The following is a 23,007-nucleotide window of genomic DNA, read 5'->3' on the forward strand; positions in this document are numbered from 1 at the left end:
TTTGATGGATTCGCCATCAGACCATCATTTAATGTATTTTGCTTTATTTTCCAAATGCACTTCATAGGAAGTTGCAAAATGGTTTATCCCTTTTGAGTCTGCCAAGAAGAATAAGTAGTCGGTTTTTGCAGGATCGATGACCGCTTCAATTGATGATGCGCCCGCAGATGCAATAGGTCCTGGTGGCAACCCCTTATTTTTATACGTATTATAAGGATCTTCGACTTCTAAATCTTTCAATAAGGTTTTCTCCTTATGTCCACCCAACGCATATAAAACAGTTGGATCCGTTTGGAGCGGCATATCTTTTTTCATTCGATTATAAAATACACTTGCAATAGATTGCCTGTCTGATTGTGCAGTTGCTTCCTCCTCCAAGAGAGAAGCGAACGTTAGCAACCAATGGACAGACTTTTCCTCTTTCTGGAGGTAATCCAGATACGGTGTTACGTTTGATGCAGTTGCTTTAACCATTTCATCTACTACTGTACCAAGCGTCGGTTTCTCTTCGTAAAATGGATATGTAGCCGGGAACAAATACCCTTCCAGTGGGTGCTTGATTGTTTCCGCCTTAATTTCTTCTGTGAAAATTTGTGGGTATTTTCCGATAAGCAAATCAATAGTCGCCTCATCATTTACATATGCTATGAAGTCGGCAGCCGGAATTCCTGTTTTCTTGTCAACTATGTTTGCAATTTGCTCGATTTTTAAACCTTCAGGTATTGTCATAGTAAATACAGGCGTCCTATAAACTTTCCCAGTTTTCAAACTCTCAATCAATTCATCCGGCGTCATCGCCTTCGTTAACCCGTACGAACCAGCCTGGAATTGTGATTCATTATTAAATTTCGCATAGTATTTAAAGATACGGGCATCTTTGATGATTCCTTTTTCTTCAAGTTTACCTGCGATTAAATTAAGACCCGAGCCAATGGGAATCTCTACTTGAATAACTTTTTCAGACTCCGGATCAATTGGTTGCAGCGCACCTGTTATGTATTTGTAAACAAAAAAACCTACACCGATACCAATAAGTAGCATAACGAGTGCGATGATGAGAACAATTTTCCTGACGATTTTCACTTCTTTCTTCTTTTCGCGCATTCGTTCGAACATGACCTCTTTTTTCGAACCATTTCCCATGCAGAATCCACCTCTTTCAATCGGCAACGTTTACATACAATGAAAAAACGGAACGGTCTGCACCGTCCCGTCCGTGCACATATAGATTACTCTTCGTCTTCGTCGTCTTCTTCAATGAAAGTGTTTAGCATTTCTTCAATCATTTCCCACTCTTTATCATCTTCGATAGGCAATAGTTCGCCATCTTCGTTGTCTTCAGATGGGATGAAAGCAGATGCATGGATTTCAACTTCTTCGTCTTCATCGACATCATCTTCACCTAAAATGTGATAAAGGACGTAAGACTTTCCAAATTCTTCTGATTCAAATGTGAAAATTACTTCACATACATGTTCTACACCATTTTCATCTACGATTGTCATTGTTTCTTGTCCGTGTTCCATTCCAATCACCTCATTAGTTTTTTGAATCAAGATACCCTTGTAGTATCATGACTGCTGCCATCTTATCGATTACAGTCTTTCGTTTTTTTCGGCTTACATCTGCTGCGATCAGCATCTTTTCAGCTGCCATCGTCGTTAGTCTTTCATCCCACAAGGTTACCGGGAAACCGAATGTTTTTTCTAGAAGTTCGGCATACTTTTCGGATGCCTCTCCTCTTGGACCAATTGAATTATTCATGTTTTTAGGATAGCCTACGACGAAACCGTTGACATTGTATTCAGAAACCAGTTCCTGAATTCTTTTAATACCAAATTGACCGGCACCTTCGTCGACCTTTACAGTTTCAATGCCTTGGGCTGTCCAACCAAATGCATCACTAATCGCAACGCCAACCGTTTTGGTTCCGACATCCAACCCCATCGTTCTCAACTCGGACTCCCTCCGTTTTCACGGACGTAGAACTTTACAAGTTCCTCCAATATCTCATCCCGCTCCAACTTCCGGATCATATTACGTGCATCCTCATGACGAGGGATATACGCAGGATCACCTGAAAGCAGATAACCGACAATCTGGTTAATAGGATTATATCCTTTTTCATCAAGAGCTTTGTGCACTTGGAGCATGACCTGCTTCACTTCCTGCTCCATCGATTCTTCAGGAAAGTTGAATTTCATCGTCTTGTCGTATGAATCCATGATCGACACCCCGCTTTCAGATCATTCATTTTGCCAATCGTACACAGTACCGCTTATCATTATACCCTATATATGTGCCACTTTAAACGGATTTGACATAATCATACACGGATTGGAGCGCGCCATCAAGTTTTGACTCATCTTTTGCACCTGCCATTGCCATATCAGGACGACCTCCACCTTTACCATCGCATTGCGAAGCCACATGATTGACGATTTTACCAGCATGATAGCCTGTCGATTTCAAGTCTTCCGTCACACCCGAAATAATCATTACTTTCCCATCGGCAGAAGCACCAAGGACGATGATTCCTTTTGATAATTTCTGTTTCAATTCATCCATCATTTGACGAAGCCCATTATTGTCTTTCACATCAACGCGAGCCGCGACGACTGTTACATCATCAATCTGTTGTGCTGATTCCAAGACATCTGTCAGTTGACTGTTCCCCAGTTTTGCGGATAATGAATCGTTTTCCCGTTGAAGTTCTTTCATATCTGCCAAAACGGATGTCACTTTAGTTTCTACTTCTTTCGGACTCGACTTTAACAGCCCTGCAACCGTGGAAAGGACTTGCTCTTCTTCTTTAAATGAACGATAGGCTTGTTGGCCAGTCAATGCTTCAATACGACGTGTACCCGCCCCAATACCACTTTCCGATACAAGTTTAAATAATCCAATGAATGAGGTTGCAGGTACATGGCAGCCCCCGCATAACTCAAGTGAATAATCGCCTACTGAAACAACACGTACAACATCCCCGTATTTTTCACCGAAGAGTGCCATTGCTCCCATTTTTTTCGCCTCGTCAATTGGTTTTTCAGCGATGGCGACAGGAATGTCTTCCCAAATTTTTTCGTTGACAATTTGTTCAATTCGTTCAAGTTCCTCTTTCGTAACTTGTCCAAAATGGGAAAAGTCGAAGCGTAAACGATCAGGACCCACGTATGAGCCTGCCTGATTAACATGTTCACCAAGCACTTCTTTCAATGCTTTGTGCAGAAGATGCGTGGCTGTATGATTTCGTATCGTCAGTTTCCTTGCTTGTACGTCCACTTGTGCATGTACGGATGTTCCACTTGTCATTTCTCCCGAGCGGATGACTGCGGTATGCAGATTTTGTCCGTTTGGCGCTTTCTGGACATCCCTTACATCAGCAATGAAGGCTTCCCCACTAATTGTCCCTTTGTCCGCTACTTGACCACCGCTTTCTGCATAAAACGGTGTCTGATTCAACATGAACTGGACGACTTCCCCTTCTGATGCATGATTGATCAAGTTGCCTTCTCGCATAAGTGCGACAATCGTTGCTTCACATTGTAAGTTACCGTATCCGATAAACGTACTTTTTTCGTGGATCTCACCAAGTACACCCGACTGTACATGCATCGAATCGACATCTTGACGAGCTGCACGTGCCCGATTACGCTGGTTTTCCATTTCTACATCGAAACCATTGCGGTCAACAGTCACACCCATTTCATCTGCCAGTTCTTCTGTCAGTTCATAGGGAAAACCAAATGTATCATAAAGGCGGAATGCATCTGACCCCGATACAGTTGACGTTCCTGACGCTTTCGACTTATCGATGATACTTGTCAAGATTGTCATTCCTTCGTTCAATGTTTCATGGAAACGTTCTTCTTCATTTTTAACAACTTTCATGATGAATTCTTTTTTATCATCTACCTCTGGATAGAAGTCTTTCATGGCACTACCCACAACAGGGACAAGCGTATACATGAATGGTTTGTCAATACCTAATTGTTTGGCGAACCGAACAGCTCTACGCAGTAATCTTCGAAGAACATAACCACGGCCCTCATTTGATGGCAACGCACCATCCCCGATTGCAAACGCGACTGTTCGAATATGATCGGCTATTACTTTGAAAGCAATATCCTTTTCGACATCCGCTCCGTATTTTTCACCGGATACATCTTCAATTGCATGCATGATCGGCATGAATAAATCGGTATCGTAATTCGTTGCAACGTTTTGAATGACAGATGCCATTCGTTCAAGCCCCATACCTGTGTCGATATTCTTCTTCGGCAGCGGTGTATAGGTATTATCCGGATTATGATTGAATTCAGAGAACACCAAATTCCAGATTTCGAGATAACGTTCATTTTCACCGCCCGGGTATAATTCGGGATCGGAAAAGTCGTTGCCGTATTCAGGACCGCGATCGTAGAAGATTTCAGAGTTTGGACCGCTTGGGCCTTCTCCTATATCCCAGAAGTTTCCTTCCAAACGAATGATCCGTTCTTCTGGAATACCAATTTTATCTTTCCAAATTGAATACGCTTCTTCATCTTCAGGATGAATTGTAATCGAAAGAAGAGCAGGGTCAAAGCCAATCCATTTTTCATCCGTCAAAAACGACCACGCATGACTGATTGCTTCTTCTTTAAAATAATCCCCAATCGAAAAGTTTCCTAGCATTTCAAAAAACGTATGATGACGGGCAGTTTTCCCTACGTTTTCTATATCATTCGTGCGGATTGATTTTTGTGCATTTACGATACGCGGATTTTCAGGAACGACACGTCCATCGAAATACTTTTTCAATGTCGCAACACCACTGTTTATCCAAAGAAGAGATGCATCGTCAATCGGTACCAGTGGTGCGGATAGTTCGATTCTGTGATCATTTTGCTTAAAGTATTCCAAAAACAGCATTCGGATTTCTGAAGTGGTTAGTTTTTTCATGTGTATTCCTCCTCTTAAAATCAATCACGCCTCGGAGTGATTGCGTCCAGATTTTGAATTGAGCTTGCTCAATTAACTCCTTACAAAATCTGTGACATCCGCCGGAGGCGTTAAGTTTATTCAGCATGGGTTAGACCCCCGCTAAATTGTAGGTTTCGTTCGCATGCATCTTGCCACTTATAAAGATGGTAGACTTCTGCCGAATGAAATTAAAAAAATCCCCGCCCCTAAAACAAGGGACGAAGATGTTAGTCTCGCGGTACCACCCTAATTACCGAACAAATTCAGTTCGGCATCTCTGGTTGCCTTAACGCGGCGGACGGCAGTGATGAGCTGCACTCGGGAGTAGCTTTTCCGACATTCAACTCGAAAGTCCTTTCAGCCAAGGGACTTTTTTCTGAACGAGTGTATATGCGTACTTTCTCCGTCTACGTGTTATGTATGCCTATGGTTTTTCGTTTTAGTATTTCTAATTGGATTATAGAAAAGAATTCACCCACTGTCAATCTGCGGCTTCAAGATACGTATAAGGTGTGATCCCTTCCATGCCAATCATCGGATCTATTTCAATGAACGTTTCAGTTGTCAGCATACACGCAGTCATTTCGGCATCATCCGATCCGTTTACTACTTGACTCTCTTTTTCAATTTCCGAACCTTCTTCTTTTTCTACTTCCGGAAGGGTGACATCGCCATTTAATCGTTCTTTCAGCGTTGTCTGTCTTTCTTGTTCATCCGTACGATTGATGCCCGCTTTAAATTCTTCCGGCTCACCGCAAAGAATAAGAAAGTTTTTCGCACGTGTTATACCCGTATAGAGAAGATTGCGTCGCAACATTTTCCGATGACTCCGTACAACCGGCATAATGACAATCGGAAATTCACTTCCTTGGGATTTATGGATTGAGCAACAATAGGCCAATGTAATCTGATTCAGATCACTTCTTTCATATGTCACTTCAATACCATCGTACGAGACGACTAGTAATTCTTTTTTGTCCACTGTCTCTTTTGCTTTTATAATTGCGATGACTTCACCCATATCCCCGTTGAAGACGTTACTTTCGGGTTGATTGACCAATTGAAGCACTTTGTCACCAATTCTGTAAACAGCTTCACCGAATACGACTTCTTTTCGCTTAGGTCCCGGTGGATTGACCATTTCCTGAATCATCTTATTCAGTCCGTCAATACCCGCAGGTCCTCTGTACATGGGCGCCAGTACTTGTATATCTTTTATGGGGTGGCCTTTTGTTATCGCATTACGAACGATTTGCTGGACCGCTTCCAACACTTGGTCACCACTCGCTTTTAAAAACGAACGATCAGACGTCTTTTTCGTGATATCAGCCGACCATTCCGACCGTTTAATCATATGAGCCATTTCGATAATCGTTGAGCCGGCACTTTGCCTGTAGATTTCTGTTAGCTCGACGACAGGCACTTTTTTTGAATCGAGCATATCCCGCAGTACTTGACCAGGACCGACTGGCGGCAATTGGTCTTGGTCACCTACGAATAGCAATTGTACATCGTCTGCCAGTGCCTTCAACAACTGATGCGCAAGCCAGGTATCCACCATCGACATTTCATCGATAATAATAAGGCGGCCTTCAACCTCGCGTTCCGTCTCTTCTTCTTTTTCTTGTCCTGTGAAACCTAGAAGACGATGAATGGTCATCGCAGGCAGCCCTGTGGACTCTGACATCCGCTTAGCTGCGCGTCCTGTTGGAGCCGCCAAGACAATTGGAAACGGTTCTTTCTTTTTGGCGTATTCCAGCGGATCAAGCGAAAGTCCATGTAATTCTGCATACACTTCTACTAAGCCTCGTATAACCGTTGTTTTCCCCGTTCCAGGTCCTCCAGTTAAAATCATGACAGGCGAATGGAGCGCCGTTTCGATCGCAGCTACTTGCGTTTCTGCATAGTTGACCTCTAGACGTTCCTCCACCTCCCCAACCGCTTTCCGAATTTCAGAAACCGGAAACTGATCCGTTGTATCATTTTGCATGAGTCGTTCTATTTTGGAGGCGATACCAATTTCTGAGAAGTAAAGAGACGGGATATACAACCTTTTTCCTTCTGCAGATAGTTTTCCGTCTTCGACAAGTTCTATAATTGCCTGGGAAATGTCAGTAAAAGGGATATCTATCCGTTGGCTCATTTCTAGTAATCGTTTAACTTCCGGCAAAATAGCCTCTGCTTCAACGAAAACATGGCCTGCCGATTGCACGGTCTGATTCACCGAATGGAGAATGGCCGCTTTTATCCTCGCCGGGTGATTTCCCGTGATACCTAGGTTTTTCCCTAACTCATCAGCGCGTTGAAAGCCAACCCCCTCTACTTCTTCGATGAGTCGGTATGGATTTTCCGTCAAAAGCGCTAGTGCGTTTTCCCGGTAAAGTTGGTAGATGCGCATGGCGATTTGTGGACCGAATCCCCATTCGTTCAGTTGAACAATCGTTCGTTCAAGTCCCATATTCTGTTCAAGTACCGAGACGAGTGTTTCTTTCTTTTCAGCGGATAGCTTTGGAATAGCATCAAGTACGGATGGATCATCCAATATTTTTTTCACTGCGTCTTTCCCTAGTGTTTTTACAATTGTATCGGCGGTTTTCATGCCGATACCCGGGAACAAATCACCTGACAAGTAATGGATAAGCCCTGTTTCAGTCGCCGGCATTTCCTTAGTGAATGTCTGGACATCGAATTGTGCTCCGTATGTAGGATGTTTGACAAGTCGACCTGTGAATTTATAGTCCTCATCAGGGTTCAGTTGCGGAAAGTTCCCCTTTACAATGATTTCTTTGTCCTCGTAACCACTATTCGTCTCCCGCACTTTCAATTTTACAATCGTAAACAGGTTGTCGGGATTATGGAAAATCGTCACGACCGGTCTTCCCATCAAAAAAATTGATTCTATTTTCCCCGTTTCGCTATTAGCCATCATCACCGACACCCTCCTTTAATTTCCCGACTGCTCAATCATGTTATAAATATTACGTGCTTCGATATGTTCAGGGTCAATCGTAAATGCCTTTTCCAAATGATGTAAGGCATCTTCTTTACGATTTGTTGAAACTGCGTAGAGTATGCCCATGTTATAATGCGCGTCTACATTCTCTTCGTCATTTTCGATGATATACCGGAATTCATCAGCAGCTTGTGGAAATAATTCCATTTTTGATAATAAAATACCGTATGAAAGGCGGATTTCTAAGTCTTCAGTAGACAATTCCGCGGCACGTTGTAAATAGGGTAATGCAAGCTTGTCCTTATTTGATCGTTCTAAACTTTTTCCTAGCATGAAGTAAGCATCCGCTTCATCTACACCCTGACGGATTGCCCGTTCATATAATTTTGTCGCTTCCTCGTACCGTTCCTTATTGTAATACAGATTGGCTAAGCCGTAGAAAGCTGTACCGGCTTCTGTATCCAGCGTAATTGCTTTTTGGAAAAACGGTTCTGCCCGTTCAGCATCTCCAAGTGAAGCGAAAACATTTCCTAAATTAATAAATCCTACTGCGTTTTCAGGGTCTTCCTCGACAGCTTTCATAAATGCTTCAACCGCTTTTTCATAAGCCCCATCTTGTAGTGCCGTAATCCCGATTTCATTGTAATTCATGTTGTAATTCCCCTTATCCTACATAGTCAAGTTGCTTGCCGTTTTTACTAACCGTATCAATCGTTCCGCCACCAAGACATTCGTCGCCATCATAGAAAACGACGGATTGTCCAGGTGTAATAGCCCGTACAGGCTCAGCGAAACGAACAATCGCTTGTCCATCTCCCAATCGTTCAACTGTCACTTCCGTATCCGGCTGACGATAGCGGAATTTCGCTGTACAGCGGAACGTTTCCGGCATTTCACGTACAGTTGAAAAACTGACATCGATTGCTGTCAGGCTGTCGGAAAATAATGCGTCGTTGTAGAAGTTTTGCCCGACAAGTAACACATTCGTTTCTAATTTTTTACCAATAACGAACCACGGTTCACCAGCTCCGCCAATACCGAGTCCATGACGCTGTCCGATTGTGTAATACATCAGACCATCGTGACGTCCCATTTTTTTGCCGTCCATTGTTTTCATATCACCCGGTTGTGCAGGAAGATACTGGCCAAGGAATTCTTTGAAATTCCGTTCGCCGATAAAGCAGATGCCTGTTGAATCTTTTTTTGCAGCTGTAGAAAGTCCTGCTTCGACCGCTTTTTCACGCACCAAACTTTTTTCCATATGGCCGATCGGGAACATCACCTTCTGTAATTGTTCCTGTGTCAATTGGTTCAAGAAATACGTCTGATCCTTATTGGCATCTTTCCCGCGTAACATGGATACACCGCCATCCACTTCCACGACTTGCGCGTAATGACCTGTCGCCAAGTAATCCGCTCCAAGACTCATTGCATGTTCCATGAATGCCTTGAATTTGATTTCCTTATTACACATAACGTCGGGATTGGGCGTGCGACCCGCTTTATACTCTTCCAAAAAGTAGGAAAAAACTTTATCCCAATATTGCTTTTCGAAGTTTACTGCATAGTAAGGGATGCCGATATCATTGCACACATTAATGACATCTTCATAGTCCTCCGTTGCTGTACAAACGCCGAATTCATCTGTATCATCCCAGTTTTTCATGAAGATACCGATTACGTCATAGCCTTGCTCTTTTAATAGGAGTGCCGCAACTGAAGAGTCGACACCGCCTGACATACCAACCACTACACGAGTGTCTGCTGGTGATTTTATCGTTTTCATAGATTTTTCATCCTTTTACTTTTCATTTCGCAAGTCTGTTCACGATTTCCGCTGTTTTTTCGGCTGCTTCTTTCACGCTTGTCCTATCAAGTCCCAAGCCGAAACTGAATCGGACCGAGTTACGTAATCTTGGGGAGCCTTCTCCGAACATCGCAGTAAGAACATGGGAAGGATCCAGTGAACCTGCGGAACATGCGGAGCCGCTTGATACGGCAACACCAGCCATATCCAAATTGACAAGAAGTGATTCAATTTCCGTTCCTGGGAAACTAATATTGACTACGTGCGGAAGTCTTGCCGCGTTTTGCACATGGACTTCATAATCGACGCCTTGCTCGTCAAATACGTCCGTCAAAATAGACGTGTAAGCGGCATAGGCTGTTTTCTTATCGTCAATTGTCTGTTGGGCAATTTTAACAGCTTCTGCAAAAGCCACGATTGCGGGAATATTTTCAGTGCCAGCACGCCGTTTTCGTTCTTGCCCTCCACCGAATAGGCGTGGGGAAGTTTCAATCCCTTTGCGTTGGTAAAGAAAACCGACACCTTTTGGACCGTTCAATTTATGTGCGGAAACAGATAATAAATCAACACCCAAGTCACGGACGTCGATTGAAACGATACCATATGCTTGAACAGCGTCCGTATGGAATACAGCTTGATGCTCATTCAATAATTGCCCAATTTCACGGATGGGTTGCATCGAACCAACCTCATTATTCCCGAACATGATGGAGACAAGTATGGTTTCTGCTGTCAATGCAGCTTTCACTTGCTGTTGACTGATTTGCCCGTTTTCATCCACATCCAAATAAGTTACATCATAGCCAAGTGACTCTAGCTGTTTACACGAATGTAGAACAGCGTGATGCTCGATTTTCGTTGTAATAATATGATTCCCTTTCTGTTTCATCGCCATTGCTGTCCCAAAAATCGCGTTGTTGTCCGCTTCTGTACCACCTGAAGTGAAGATGATTTCTGAAGGGTCCGCTTTGATGGACAGGGCGAATACTTTCCGGGCGTCATCCAGCCACTTTCGCGCTTCCCTGCCATAACTGTGAATACTGGAGGGATTTCCGAATGTAGATTCAAGTACTTTTATATAAGTATCGGCAACAACGGGATGAACCGGTGTTGTCGCTGCATGGTCCAAGTAGATTGTTTTCATCGTAAGGCTCCTATCAATCGCGTCTCGGCGTGATTGCGTCCAGATTTTGAATTGAGCTTGCTCAATTAATTCCCTTCAAAATCTGTGACATCCGCCGGAGGCTTTAACTTGATTCAGCAGGGGTTTGAACCTACACTGAATTGAATGTATATCTAGCATTCATACCGCCACTTATGGAAGTAGCGGACTTCTGCTGAATTAAGTTAAATATAAAACATATAGCTATCAGGTTCTGTCATTTTTTCGGATTCCATCAGATCTGCAATCGTTGTAGTGTCAAGCACGCTTCGTACTGCCTCCCCAATTCGTTTCCATAGTTCCTGTTGGGGCATATCGGTTTCATCCAACCCTTCCACGAGTTGAATGGGGCCTTCCAAAATACGAATTACATCACCCGCTGTTATTTCCGTGGGCGGTTTCGCAAGTTTATAGCCACCATAAGCACCTCTGACACTTTTAACGATGCCATTATTACGAAGTGGTGGTATCAATTGTTCTAAATAGGCTTCGGATAAGTTTTGCTCTTCCGCAATTTTACGGAGTGGAATAGGACCTTCTCCGAACTTGCTGCCAAGTTCGACGATGATTGTCAGCCCGTATCTCCCTCTAGTCGATATTTTCACGATGAATCCCGTCCTTTTCTAACGATTGCTACAGAATAGTATAGCATAATGAGGGCGTTCGCTCCCCGAAAATGATTTCTCATCTACCAAAGTGTATAATAAAAGAACTGTTGTACGTAGGAGGGATACATTTGCAAAACGAACCACTTGCTTTTCGCATGCGACCTAGAAATATAGATGAAATTGCTGGACAGAAAGAAATCATCGGAGAAAAAACGGCGCTTTACAGGATGATTAAAAACGGTCATGTCCCTTCAATGTTATTATACGGGGAACCGGGCATCGGTAAAACATCACTTGCTCACGCAATCGCAGGTACGAGTAATTTGCCTTTCATCGCATTGAATGCGACCGTCTCAGGTAAAAAGGATATCGAAGGCGTTGTCGCTGAATCTCGTATTACCGGAAAAGTATTGTTATTTTTGGATGAAATCCATCGTTTCAATAAATTACAGCAAGATACACTTCTACCTCATGTCGAAAGTGGCGCGATTGTCCTGATTGGTGCGACTACCGAAAACCCTTACCATGACGTCAATCCTGCGATACGGTCACGCTGCGGGGAAATACGGCAAATGACGCGCCTAGAACCAGAGGATTTGCTGGCCGTTCTTAAAAGGGCCATGTCGGAAGAAGAACGCGGACTAGGGAAGATTTCCATTGAAATTTCAGAGGAACAGCTAGTAAGGATCGCAGAAGGCGTAAACGGAGATGCACGAAAGGCGTTAACCGTTCTTGAGTCAGTTGTAGCTGCCAGTGATGAACTAGACGGAAGACTAGTTGTTGAAGATTGGCTCATCGATAATTTACTCGGCCGAATTGGGTTATTCGGCGATAAAAAAGGCTCTCATTTTTATAATCTACTATCCGCACTCCAAAAGTCTGTGCGCGGCAGTGATGTGAATGCAGCTCTCTATTACCTTGCAAACCTGCTTGAAATCGGTGACCTTGTCGCCGTTACTAGACGGTTACTTGTCATGAGCTATGAAGATATTGGACTCGCAAATCCCGAGATAGGACCACATGTACTAGCAGCAACCGATGCGGCAATGCGACTTGGTATGCCTGAAGCACGAATCCCACTCGCAAATGCCGTCATCGAAATGTGCCTAGCTTCAAAATCAAACTCCGCCTACAAAGCGTTTGACGCAGCCGTTAGAGCTATCAATGAAGGGAAAATCGGCGATATTCCCCCTCATTTAAGGGATACGCATTACGCAGGCGCAGCCGACCTTGGGCATGTGGGCTACAAATACCCCCATGACACGCCAATCGGTTCCTTCGGCGGTTGGGTTAACCAGTCTTATTTACCCGACAAAGTCCAGGGCGCAGAGTTTTATAAACCCATCTTAGCTGGCGATGAAAAAAAATTGGCCGGTATATACGAAAAGTTGAAAGAGTTTCGAAGAGTGAAATAACAATTACACACTGACTGCAATGACGATTCGTTAATTCATCTAAAAAACCAACCACACAAAATGGTTGGTTTTATTTTCGTTTTTCGTTGTCACTTCGTTCACATGAAGATAAAAGGGACAATGAAAACACTTAATACGAGAACGATTGCGACAAAAGGAATGAACATTGTCAATAAGCTTTTCCAGGCCGAAAAACGATGCGCTTCAGCGATTGCAAAAATAGTGATGACAAAAGTCCAAATCCCAGTAACGATTGCAACAAAACCACTGATAAATAACCAGATTATTTGTGTCCGTGAAAAATCGTACTCTTCAGTAAACATGCCCCCACCAAGAATGGCTATATCAACAAGCCAAATTAAAGAAACTAACAGGTATGGAATTTTGGATATTGCAGTAGCCATTTTAAGCTCATCGAAACCCCCGCTTCCACCAATCCATGTACCAACAATGTAGGAAATGCCCGACCCAATCCACCAACTAAGAAGACCAAGTAACGGCCCCATTATCAGCGCGAGAATGAAGATAGTTGGCAAAGATATGGAATCGCCTAAGTTATTGCTTGTTGCTCCGTCAAGCATCTGGGGAATGCCTGCAAGCAAAGCAAGAATGACCGCAAATTTCATCGGCTTCGTGTTGATTGCGTATCGTACAGTTTCCCTTGGTCTGACCCAAATGGTTAGCCATGGGTTTAGTTGTTTCTCTTCTATTCTATTTCCCTCCAAAATTCCAGCTCCTTTTCTTAATGGATATACCTTTTACTATTGTTGTTGCATTAAAAATGCCATTGAAAACGCTGCGGCGCTTCGTGGATGCCCACGCTTTATTTATATGGAAAGATAATTATTCAACCTATATCCCATTCAGTTATCATATTAATAACCTATATTATGTATGCGTTATCAATGATGGAAGTGCAATAGTTCCCCCATTAGCTAAATTTGAGGACAAAGGCTACGCTGATCCATAAAAAAAATACCTACAGCTAAAACAACTTTGGGCTGTTTTAGCTGTAGGCATTGCCAAAAACGTCACATGACGCGTTTATCTTTTACACGGGTAACCGGAATATCCGCGACTATATCATTCATGACCCAGCTGGCGCAGACGAGTCCTGCGACTGAAGGGACAAATGCGTTCGATGCGGGTGGCAATTGCGCTTTACGTATGAACGCATCTGACTTGCCTACCGTATCGACAACTTCTTGGCGGATGACGATTGGGCTTTCATCTGAAAAGACGACTGGTACGCCTTTCGTTATCCCTTCTTTACGCAGACGAGTACGGATCATTTTCGCAATTGGATCTGTATGCGTCTTCGAGATATCTGCAATTTGGAAACGCGTAGGATCCATTTTGTTTGCAGCACCCATGCTTGAAATGATTTTCACTCCGCGTGCAACACACTCTTTTATTAAATGAATCTTGTAAATAATCGTATCGGATGCATCGATAACATAATCAGGTTTGTAGCTGAAGAATTCTTCAGACGTCTCATCCGTATAAAACATATGAAGCGGAATGACTTCGCAATCGACATTGATGTCTGCAATGCGCTCTTGCATCACTTCCGTTTTCGACCGACCGATTGTAGATAGATTTGCGACAAGTTGACGGTTGATATTCGTAATGTCGACTGTATCTTTGTCTACTAAAATAATTCGGCCGATGCCGCTTCTAGCACATGCTTCCGCCGCAAACGAACCAACTCCCCCAACGCCGAGAATGGCAACCGTCATCCCTTGCATTCGTTTTACGCCTTCTGTTCCTATCGCTAACTCATTTCTTGAAAATTGGTGTAACAAAGTAATTCAACCCTTTCGAAAACTGTGATTTTTCCCAATAAAAAACCTCTCCGCACGTACACGAGAGAGGTATGTAGTCAATTAATGATTGATGTAATAAGGAACAAATCCCGATTGTGCCGTCTTTGTAGTATCGTTTTGAACCCGCACTCAGCAGGTGGGTGCCCTATTCAATTACTTTGACGTCCCATTGAAGGGCTTGCCATCCTAATCGAAATATAGGTTCCCGACGATATTATGTTCGGTCAAAACTGATTGGCAAATAACGAACACTTCAGGATTTGTATTAACTTCATCTTATCATATCTCTTATATTAGTTCAATAGTAAAGTTGAACAAATTTTCAGTTCTATTTCAGATCCATCTTTTTTCAAGCTTTCTTTGCTGCAATCCGTATGCCCAATTCTGCAAGTTGTGCATCATCCACTTGGTCCGGCGCTGAAGTTAGCAAGCAGCTTGCGCTAGCTGTTTTCGGAAATGCGATGGTATCCCGTAAGTTGGTTGAACCTGACAGCAACATGACAATTCGATCGAGTCCGAAAGCAATACCGCCGTGTGGAGGCGTACCATAATCGAATGCATCAAGAAGGAAACCGAATTGTTCCCTAGCCTGCTCTTCGCTGAATCCAAGCGCTTTGAACATTTTCTCTTGCACATCACGTTTGTAAATGCGGAGCGATCCCCCACCAAGCTCATAACCGTTTAACACAAGGTCATACGCTTGTGCTTTAACTGTTTGGGGACTTGATACAAGTTCTTCTACATCTGACGGCATCGTGAATGGATGATGCGCCGCGTAATAACGTTCATCTTCTTCGTCATATTCAAACAATGGCCAATCCGTCACCCATAGGAAATTGAATTGTGTCTCATCAATGAGCCCTTGGTCTTTTCCAAGTTTTGAACGAAGCGCGCCTAATGCGTCAGCTACTACATTTCTCTTGTCTGCAACGAACAATAGCAAATCGCCTGCTTCAGCATTCGCAATTGTTTTCAATGAATTGCCTGCATCGCCTTCAAAGAATTTCGCAATCGGGCCTTTCAAGCCTTCTGCATCTACTTTCAACCATGCAAGACCTTTCGCTCCATAACGTGAGGCGAATTCGCCGAGTGCATCGATGTCTTTGCGTGAATAGCCATCTGCCGCCCCTTTTACGTTAATGAGTTTCACTTGTCCGCCATTTTCGACAGCACCTGCAAATACTTTGAACGCCGAGTCTTTCACCACTTCAGATGCATCGATCAATTCAAGGCCGAAACGAGTATCGGGTTTATCCGAACCGAAGCGGGCCATCGCTTCATCGTACGGAAGACGTTTGAATGGAATTTCAACATCGATTCCTTTTACATCTTTCATGACTTTCTTCATCAAACGCTCATTCAATTCAATAATGTCTTCGATCGACATGAAACTCATTTCCATATCGATTTGAGTGAATTCCGGCTGGCGGTCCGCACGAAGGTCTTCATCGCGGAAACAGCGGGCAATTTGGTAATAGCGATCAAAGCCGGAAACCATCAGCATCTGTTTGAACAGTTGCGGAGATTGCGGCAAAGCATAGAACTCACCTTCATGAACACGGCTTGGTACGAGGTAATCGCGTGCGCCTTCAGGTGTCGATTTTGTCAAAATTGGCGTTTCCACTTCTAGAAAACCTTCTGTATCCAAAAAGTTACGGACCGTTTTCGTAATATCCGAACGCATTTTGAACGTTTTCGCAAGCTGCGGACGACGGAGGTCTAGGTATCTGTATTTCAGTCTGATTTCTTCACCCACATCTGTATCGTCTTCAATGATAAATGGCGGGTTCTTTGCTTCGTTGACAATGATTAGGTTTTCAACTTGGATTTCGATCGCGCCTGTCTTCATGTTCGCGTTTTTTTGCTGTTCTTGGCGTTCAATCACTTTACCCGTCATTTCGATGACAAATTCATTGCGCAATTTGTCTGCAATAGCTAACGCTTCACTTGAAATTGCGGGGTTAAATACCGCTTGCACAATTCCTGAACGATCCCGTACATCGACGAATATAAGGCCCCCGAGATCTCTTCTTTTTTGCACCCATCCTTGTAATGTGATTGTTTCCCCGATTTGTTGTTCTGTTAGGTCATCGCAATAATGTGTCCGCTGCATTGCCTTCATCCGCCTTTCGTTATCTCGTTGTGTTTTTTATAATTTTTTCTACAAGTTCGCCGACAGGCACTTTTTCTTGTGTGCCGTCCGCCATGATTTTTAATTGGACTGCACCTTCAGTCACTTCATCTTCACCGATGATTACAACCATACGGGCCTGTAGTCTATCCGCTGACTTCATTTGTGCTTTCAATTTACGATCCATATAATCCAAATCCGTACGAATCCCGGCTGCCCGAAGTTCGTTTAATAATTTAAAACCTGGTCGTCGGGCAGTTTCACCGAGTGTGATGATATATACATCAAGTGTTGGTTCGTCTGCGAATATCTTACTTTCCGCTTCCATCGCAAGAAGTAAGCGTTCAATACTCATGGCGAAGCCAATTCCCGGTGCTGAAGGACCGCCGATTTCTTCTGCGAGTCCGTTATATCTTCCCCCGCCGCAAAGCGTTGTAATCGCTCCGAATCCTTCTGAAGTACTCATGATTTCAAAAGCAGTGTGGTTGTAATAATCAAGTCCGCGAACGAGGTTCGGGTCTACTTCGTAGTCGATTCCCGCATCTTCGAGAAAGCTTTTCACACTTTCAAAATAGCTTGCAGATTCTTCATTCAAATAATCCGCCAATGATGGTGCTGAAGCGATAAGCGGGTTTCCGCTGTCCACTTTACAATCCAATATTCGCAATGGGTTCTTTTCTAGTCTCGTCTGGCAGTCCGGGCAGAACTGATCAATATGTGGATTGAAATGTGAGACGAGCGCTTCTTTATGTGCCGCTCTACACTCCTTGTCTCCCAGTGAATTGATAACAAGTTTCAGCTTTGTCAATCCGACACGCTTGTAAACGTCTAGTGCAAGCGAAATCACTTCAGCATCGATTGCGGGATCTGCACTGCCGATCGCTTCAGCACCAAACTGTACAAATTGGCGATAACGCCCGGCTTGTTGACGTTCATAACGGAACATGGGTCCTGTGTAGAATAGCTTGACGGGCTGATCTGGATAACCGAACATTTTGTGTTCTACAAATGAACGAACAACCGGAGCGGTACCTTCAGGACGTAGTGTCATCGAACGATCGCCTTTGTCTGTGAATGTGTACATCTCTTTTTGGACGATATCCGTCGTATCCCCGACTAATCGTTGGAAAAGCTCTGTTTGTTCGAATATAGGTGTACGAATTTCTTTATAACGATACACATCACATGCTTCCAGTATCACTTTTTCAACTTGTTGCCACTTCCATGTTTCAGACGGTAGAATGTCTTGTGTTCCTCTAGGCACTTTAAAAATCATTTGACTACAGCTCCTTTTTAAAAATAGAAAAAGACCCCCATCCCTTGCCTATGCAAGGGACGAGAGCCTTTGTAAGCTTCCGCGGTTCCACCCAAATTGACGCATACAACATTAGCGCCCACTTCGTTTCCGGATAACGACCGGCTCCGTCCACACCTACTGAAAGAATTTTGTTCAGCATGGAACCTCGATGGTGTTTTTCATCATTTGCTTCTGTAGGATGGATTTCAGCCACGTCCTTCCCTCTCTTATCAGCAAGCCTAACAATTACTTTCCACGTCATTGGCAATTTCGTTTAATCGATTACCCATTATATTAATGATTGCCTCACATAGTGTCAACCTTTTTCGATTAAATGTAGTTTTTTAGTCGAAAAACTTTTACAATGGCTATAGGGGGGTGATTGCTTGAAGAAAACAGGGAAATGGATACTAGCATTTATTCTTCTATTTACCTTCGTTTTTGATATGCCACGTACATATGCGCAAGCAGAAACAGTTGTTGTCGATACGGAATCTCTTCATATTCGTTCGGGACCAGGTCTAACTCATCGCGTCACAGGTTCTCTTAAGAACGGTGAACGTGTCAATGTACTAGCTGCGTCAGGTGATTGGCTACAAATCCAGTCTGAACACCACGAAGGGTGGATTGCATCGTGGTTGACTTCATCCGACAGCACAGCTGAAATAACAGTTTTAGAAATACTTTCACGTGTGGATGGACTGAACGTCAGGGCTACGCCTACTACTGGCTCTGCAGTCCTTGCCAGAATGAATGCGGGCGATAAAGCCATTATGACTGGACAAGATGGGCAGTGGGCAGCGATTGAATTCAATGGTATCGCTGGTTGGGTTCACACAGATTACATTACGGAAACAGCCATGCCAACAGTAACGCAAACAGAAGAAAAACATGCGATTACATCCAAGGAACCTCAGTCTTTCACAGTTGCCGTAAATGCATTAAACGTTAGGAAAAAAGCGGATTTGTCTTCAAAGCGTATTGCTTTAATCCAGCAAGGAGAAACCTATGCCATTAAAGAAATAAACGGTAATTGGGTTCGAATTTCAATCGGAGGCGGGAAAACAGGTTGGGTTTACTCGTTTCACGGTACACTCTCGACGAATAATCTACAATCAACTTCGCCGGATGCCGAAAAAACAACGACAGTGACCATCCTCACAAACGGGACAAACCTTCGTGAAGCGCCAACGACTTCTTCACAAATCGTAACACGGGCGGATGCGGGAGAAAAATTGACCGTTATTAAAGAAGCAGATGATTGGTATGAGGTCTCTTTACCAAGTGGTGAAACAGCTTTTGTGGCAAACTGGGTTGTTTCAACAGATGAAGAAGAAGTCCCTCTGGCAAAACCAACTAAAAAGGAGAAAAAAGCACGAGTTCCCGGTACATTAAAGGGACTTACAATCGTTATTGACCCCGGACATGGCGGAAATGATAAAGGTACGACAGGCGCACGCGGAACAGATGAGAAAGGGATTACCCTTCAGACAGCCGATTTGTTAGCTTCAAAGCTTCAAGCAGCGGGCGCCACTGTTTTATTGACGCGGGAGACAGATACGTACATTGCACTTAGAAAACGAGTTGCAATTAGCCATCAGTATGAGGCAGATGCATTCATAAGTATACATTATGATGCCAATCCTGACTCCTCTATTGCAGGTTTTACGACTTTTTATACGCAATCCAGTCAAAGAGAGCTTGCTTCAGCAGTGAATGCAGGACTAGGGTCGGCTGTTTCACTGCGTAATAGAGGAACACAACCGGCAGATTATCTAGTTCTTCGTGAAAACAAGCAAAACGCGATTTTGATTGAACTTGGATTTTTATCGAACCCAGCGGAAGAACGTGCAATAACAACAGACATTTTCCGTGAACAAGCCACCCATGGTATTTATAAAGGTTTACTGGATTATTTCAATTCAAATTTGGAATGATGAGTAGACAAAAAGACTTTCCCTTTTAGTAAGGGAAAGTCTTTTTTATTGGCCAATGTGCAAAGCGACCCTTATATAATGTCATTTCGAATCTATAGTAATGGTGACAGGGCCATCATTGACAAGTGAAACGTCCATCATTGCGCCAAAAATACCCGTTGCCACTGTAAGTCCCTCTTGCTCGAGTAGATCATTAAATTGCTCCCAAAGAGGTTCTGCCTGTTCAGGTCTTGCCGCTTCGATGAAACTTGGACGTCTTCCCTTTTTCGTGTCACCGTATAACGTAAATTGGGAAACAGACAAAATAGCACCACCCGCCTCTATGATAGAGCGGTTCATCTTGCCATCCTCATCTTTCCATAATCGAAGACCAGCAATTTTCTTGGCGATATAAGCAGCATCTTTTTCAGTATCCGAATGGGTGACGCCTACGAGTAATACATATCCTTTATCAATCGAACCTGTCACTTCACCATCGACAGTGACAGAAGCCGATTTTGATCTTTGTAAGACAACTCGCATACTAACATCCCCCTATCAGTTTATAACACGTTGCACGGAGTAGATGTCGCGGACTTGTTTAATCCGATCGACGATCCTGTGCAAATGTGCAATATCCGTAATTTTAATCGTCATATTGATCCGCGCAATTTTGTCGCGGTCCGCTTTACCACTTACTGCTACCATTGTTGTCTTTGTTTCCGCGACGACCATCATCACTTCATTCAGCAAACCTTGTCGATCAAATGCAGATACTTCGATATCGACTTGGAATTCTTTTCTCGTGCTGGAAGTTCCATGAGCCCATTCCACCTCAATGATGCGATCAATTTCTTCATCTCCGGCAGAAATGTTTGGACAATCAGAACGGTGGACAGAAACACCCCGGCCTTTTGTTATGAATCCGACAATTTCATCACCCGGAACAGGGTTACAACATTTCGACAAACGAATGAGTAGATTATCAATTCCTCTTACGATGACCCCTGATTCAGTCATCTTATCTGGTGGCGCTGTATTCATATCGGAAACGATTTTATTGATTGTATCTAGCTGTTCACGTTCTTTGCGTAATTTTTCTGCGAGGCGATTGACGACTTGTTGAGCGGTTATCCCATTGAATCCGACAGCGGCATACATATCTTCCTCAGATGTGAAACTGAATTTCTCAATTACCCGTTTGGTATTTCCTTGTGTCAGCACGTCTTTCAAATCAAATTCCTGTGCTTTCACTTCTTTTTCAATCATTTCGCGGCCTTTTATAATATTCTCTTCGCGCAACTGTTTTTTGAAAAATTGACGAATCTTATTCTTTGCTTGAGATGTATTAGCGATTTTCAGCCAATCGCGGCTTGGCCCGAATGATTGTTTTGAAGTTAAGATTTCAATAATATCACCGGTATGTAATTCAGTATCAAGCGGAACCATTTTGCCGTTCACTTTCGCTCCGATTGTCCGATTACCTACTTCGGAATGCACACGATAAGCAAAATCGATGGGTACCGATCCGTCCGGTAACTCCATAACATCACCATCAGGTGTAAATACATATACCATGTCCGAGAACAAATCGAATTTCAAAGACTCCATAAATTCTTCAGCATTCGAAGACTCATTTTGAATCTCGAGTATTTCCCTGAACCACGTCAATTTGGAATCGATATCTTTTGAGTCACCTGTCAGTTTTTTACCTTCTTTGTATGCCCAATGCGCCGCCACTCCGAACTCCGCGATTTTGTGCATTTCTTCTGTCCGGATCTGCACTTCAAGCGGGTCACCGGCTGGACCCACGACTGTCGTGTGCAAGGATTGGTAGAAATTTTGTTTCGGCATTGCGATATAGTCTTTGAATCTGCCTGGCATCGGCTTCCAAAGCGTATGGATACTCCCGAGAACTGCGTAGCAGTCTTTTATACTGGGAACGAGTATACGTACTGCAAGAAGGTCATATATCTCATTGAATTCTTTCTTTTGAAGGACCATTTTCCGATAAATGGAATACAGATGTTTCGGCCTGCCTGAAATATCTGCAACGATATCCATATCGCTGATTTCTTCTTTAATTTCTGTCATCACTTTTTCCAAGTAATTTTCACGCTCAACACGTTTCCGTTTCATCAAATTAACAATTCTGTAATATTGCTGCGGATTTAAATAACGCAATGCAATATCCTCTAATTCCCACTTGATAGCCGAGATTCCGAGTCTATGAGCAAGCGGCGCAAAGATTTCCAACGTTTCAGCTGAAATACGGCGTTGTTTCTCTTCTGAAACATGTTTTAGCGTCCGCATATTATGAAGACGATCTGCCAACTTTATAAGAATCACACGGATATCTTGCGCCATCGCAATGAACATCTTGCGGTGGTTTTCCGCTTGTTTTTCTTCTTTTGACTTATATTTCAACTTATCCAGTTTGGTCACACCGTCAACAAGCATCGCCACTTCTTCACCGAAATCGCGAATGATATCTTCGCGGCTAACGGCTGTGTCTTCAACGACATCATGGAGGAATCCAGCAGCCATTGTTGAAGGATCCATCTCTAGTTCGGCAAGAATCCCGGCAACTTGTATCGGATGGATAATATAGGCCTCGCCTGAACTTCTAAACTGGCCTTCATGCGAGTTTTTCGCGGCTTCATATGCTTTCACAACGAATGCAACATGCTCTTCGTTCATATAGGAGCCGACACGTGCGAAGATGTCTTCCGCCGTCATGTCACGATTTTTCGCCATGTTCTAACCCCTTTCGACATTTTCCGCAGAAATGATAGTACTTCTATTGTATGTATAAACGTATACCAATGTAAAGAGTGTTGGCAAAAGAAAAACAAAAATCACATAGAATACACAATTCAGCTATATTTAAGTCTTAAGAAAAATCCTTCGCATCTCTAACGCGAAGGATT

General features: G+C 43.4%; 18 protein-coding genes, 1 other RNA gene and 1 other annotated feature. Of the genes, 2 read left to right on the forward strand and 17 right to left on the reverse strand.

The genetic code is table 11. The features are described 5' to 3' along the window. Positions 1–24: 24 nt before the first annotated feature. The 10 genes from mltG to cymR all read right to left on the reverse strand — a co-directional run bounded on the left by mltG (position 25) and on the right by cymR (position 11,489). Positions 25–1,143, reverse strand: a complete 1,119-nt coding sequence (gene mltG, locus FILTAD_RS13890; RefSeq protein WP_124071570.1) for an endolytic transglycosylase MltG — start codon at positions 1,141–1,143, stop codon at positions 25–27. Between the two features lie 86 nt (positions 1,144–1,229). Next, positions 1,230–1,526 (reverse strand): DUF1292 domain-containing protein, encoded by a 297-nt coding sequence (locus FILTAD_RS13895; RefSeq protein WP_124071571.1) that lies wholly within the window; start codon positions 1,524–1,526, stop codon positions 1,230–1,232. Between the two features lie 13 nt (positions 1,527–1,539). After that, positions 1,540–1,956, reverse strand: coding sequence for a Holliday junction resolvase RuvX (gene ruvX, locus FILTAD_RS13900; protein ID WP_124071572.1), 417 nt, complete (start codon positions 1,954–1,956; stop codon positions 1,540–1,542). Continuing rightward, complete coding sequence (locus tag FILTAD_RS13905; protein WP_124071573.1) at positions 1,953–2,225, reverse strand: IreB family regulatory phosphoprotein; 273 nt, start codon at positions 2,223–2,225, stop codon at positions 1,953–1,955. The genes ruvX and FILTAD_RS13905 overlap by 4 nt, the downstream gene beginning before the upstream one ends. Positions 2,226–2,307: 82 nt before the next feature. Further along, positions 2,308–4,941, reverse strand: a complete 2,634-nt coding sequence (gene alaS / locus FILTAD_RS13910; protein WP_124071574.1) for an alanine--tRNA ligase — start codon at positions 4,939–4,941, stop codon at positions 2,308–2,310. Between the two features lie 502 nt (positions 4,942–5,443). After that, positions 5,444–7,891 (reverse strand): SF1B family DNA helicase RecD2, encoded by a 2,448-nt coding sequence (gene recD2, locus FILTAD_RS13915; protein WP_415579226.1) that lies wholly within the window; start codon positions 7,889–7,891, stop codon positions 5,444–5,446. A gap of 15 nt (positions 7,892–7,906) precedes the next feature. Then, a complete protein-coding gene (locus tag FILTAD_RS13920) occupies positions 7,907–8,566 on the reverse strand; it encodes a tetratricopeptide repeat protein (protein ID WP_124071575.1) in 660 nt (219 codons plus the stop codon). A gap of 13 nt (positions 8,567–8,579) precedes the next feature. Continuing rightward, a complete protein-coding gene (gene mnmA, locus FILTAD_RS13925; RefSeq protein ID WP_124071576.1) occupies positions 8,580–9,701 on the reverse strand; it encodes a tRNA 2-thiouridine(34) synthase MnmA in 1,122 nt (373 codons plus the stop codon). A gap of 22 nt (positions 9,702–9,723) precedes the next feature. Beyond that, positions 9,724–10,866 carry a cysteine desulfurase family protein gene (locus tag FILTAD_RS13930; protein ID WP_124071577.1) on the reverse strand — a complete coding sequence of 381 codons (1,143 nt, stop codon included), beginning with the start codon at positions 10,864–10,866 and terminating at the stop codon, positions 9,724–9,726. A gap of 203 nt (positions 10,867–11,069) precedes the next feature. Beyond that, positions 11,070–11,489 (reverse strand): cysteine metabolism transcriptional regulator CymR, encoded by a 420-nt coding sequence (gene cymR, locus FILTAD_RS13935; protein WP_124071578.1) that lies wholly within the window; start codon positions 11,487–11,489, stop codon positions 11,070–11,072. A gap of 131 nt (positions 11,490–11,620) precedes the next feature. Here cymR and FILTAD_RS13940 point away from each other — a divergent pair, with 131 nt between their 5' ends. Next, positions 11,621–12,907 carry a replication-associated recombination protein A gene (locus FILTAD_RS13940; protein WP_124071579.1) on the forward strand — a complete coding sequence of 429 codons (1,287 nt, stop codon included), beginning with the start codon at positions 11,621–11,623 and terminating at the stop codon, positions 12,905–12,907. Between the two features lie 98 nt (positions 12,908–13,005). Here the strand turns inward: FILTAD_RS13940 and FILTAD_RS13945 are convergent, their stop codons facing one another. The 5 genes from FILTAD_RS13945 to hisS all read right to left on the reverse strand — a co-directional run bounded on the left by FILTAD_RS13945 (position 13,006) and on the right by hisS (position 18,140). Then, on the reverse strand, positions 13,006–13,632 hold the full coding sequence (locus FILTAD_RS13945) for a Yip1 family protein (RefSeq protein ID WP_160117618.1): 627 nt from the start codon (positions 13,630–13,632) through the stop codon (positions 13,006–13,008). A 306-nt stretch (positions 13,633–13,938) separates the two neighbouring features. Next, positions 13,939–14,712, reverse strand: coding sequence for a tRNA threonylcarbamoyladenosine dehydratase (locus FILTAD_RS13950; protein ID WP_124071581.1), 774 nt, complete (start codon positions 14,710–14,712; stop codon positions 13,939–13,941). 103 nt (positions 14,713–14,815) lie between these two features. Next, a non-coding RNA gene (gene ssrS, locus FILTAD_RS13955) (6S RNA) lies at positions 14,816–14,996 on the reverse strand. 86 nt (positions 14,997–15,082) lie between these two features. Continuing rightward, positions 15,083–16,846, reverse strand: a complete 1,764-nt coding sequence (gene aspS / locus FILTAD_RS13960; RefSeq protein ID WP_124071582.1) for an aspartate--tRNA ligase — start codon at positions 16,844–16,846, stop codon at positions 15,083–15,085. Positions 16,847–16,865: 19 nt separating this feature from the next. Continuing rightward, positions 16,866–18,140 (reverse strand): histidine--tRNA ligase, encoded by a 1,275-nt coding sequence (hisS, locus tag FILTAD_RS13965; protein WP_124071583.1) that lies wholly within the window; start codon positions 18,138–18,140, stop codon positions 16,866–16,868. Between the two features lie 52 nt (positions 18,141–18,192). After that, positions 18,193–18,432, reverse strand: a binding site (T-box leader). Positions 18,433–18,547: 115 nt separating this feature from the next. Between hisS and FILTAD_RS13975 the strand changes: the two genes are divergently transcribed. Then, positions 18,548–20,098, forward strand: coding sequence for an N-acetylmuramoyl-L-alanine amidase family protein (locus FILTAD_RS13975; RefSeq protein WP_238988256.1), 1,551 nt, complete (start codon positions 18,548–18,550; stop codon positions 20,096–20,098). Between the two features lie 81 nt (positions 20,099–20,179). On the opposite strand, the gene dtd is transcribed toward FILTAD_RS13975, so the two are convergent. Together dtd and FILTAD_RS13985 are read right to left on the reverse strand one after the other, a co-directional pair. After that, positions 20,180–20,620 (reverse strand): D-aminoacyl-tRNA deacylase, encoded by a 441-nt coding sequence (gene dtd / locus FILTAD_RS13980; RefSeq protein WP_124071585.1) that lies wholly within the window; start codon positions 20,618–20,620, stop codon positions 20,180–20,182. Between the two features lie 15 nt (positions 20,621–20,635). Continuing rightward, positions 20,636–22,834 (reverse strand): RelA/SpoT family protein, encoded by a 2,199-nt coding sequence (locus FILTAD_RS13985; protein WP_124071586.1) that lies wholly within the window; start codon positions 22,832–22,834, stop codon positions 20,636–20,638. Between the last annotated feature and the right edge of the window lie 173 nt (positions 22,835–23,007).

Source organism: Filibacter tadaridae (genome assembly GCF_900609045.1).
Taxonomy (GTDB): Bacteria; Bacillota; Bacilli; order Bacillales_A; family Planococcaceae; genus Sporosarcina; species Sporosarcina tadaridae.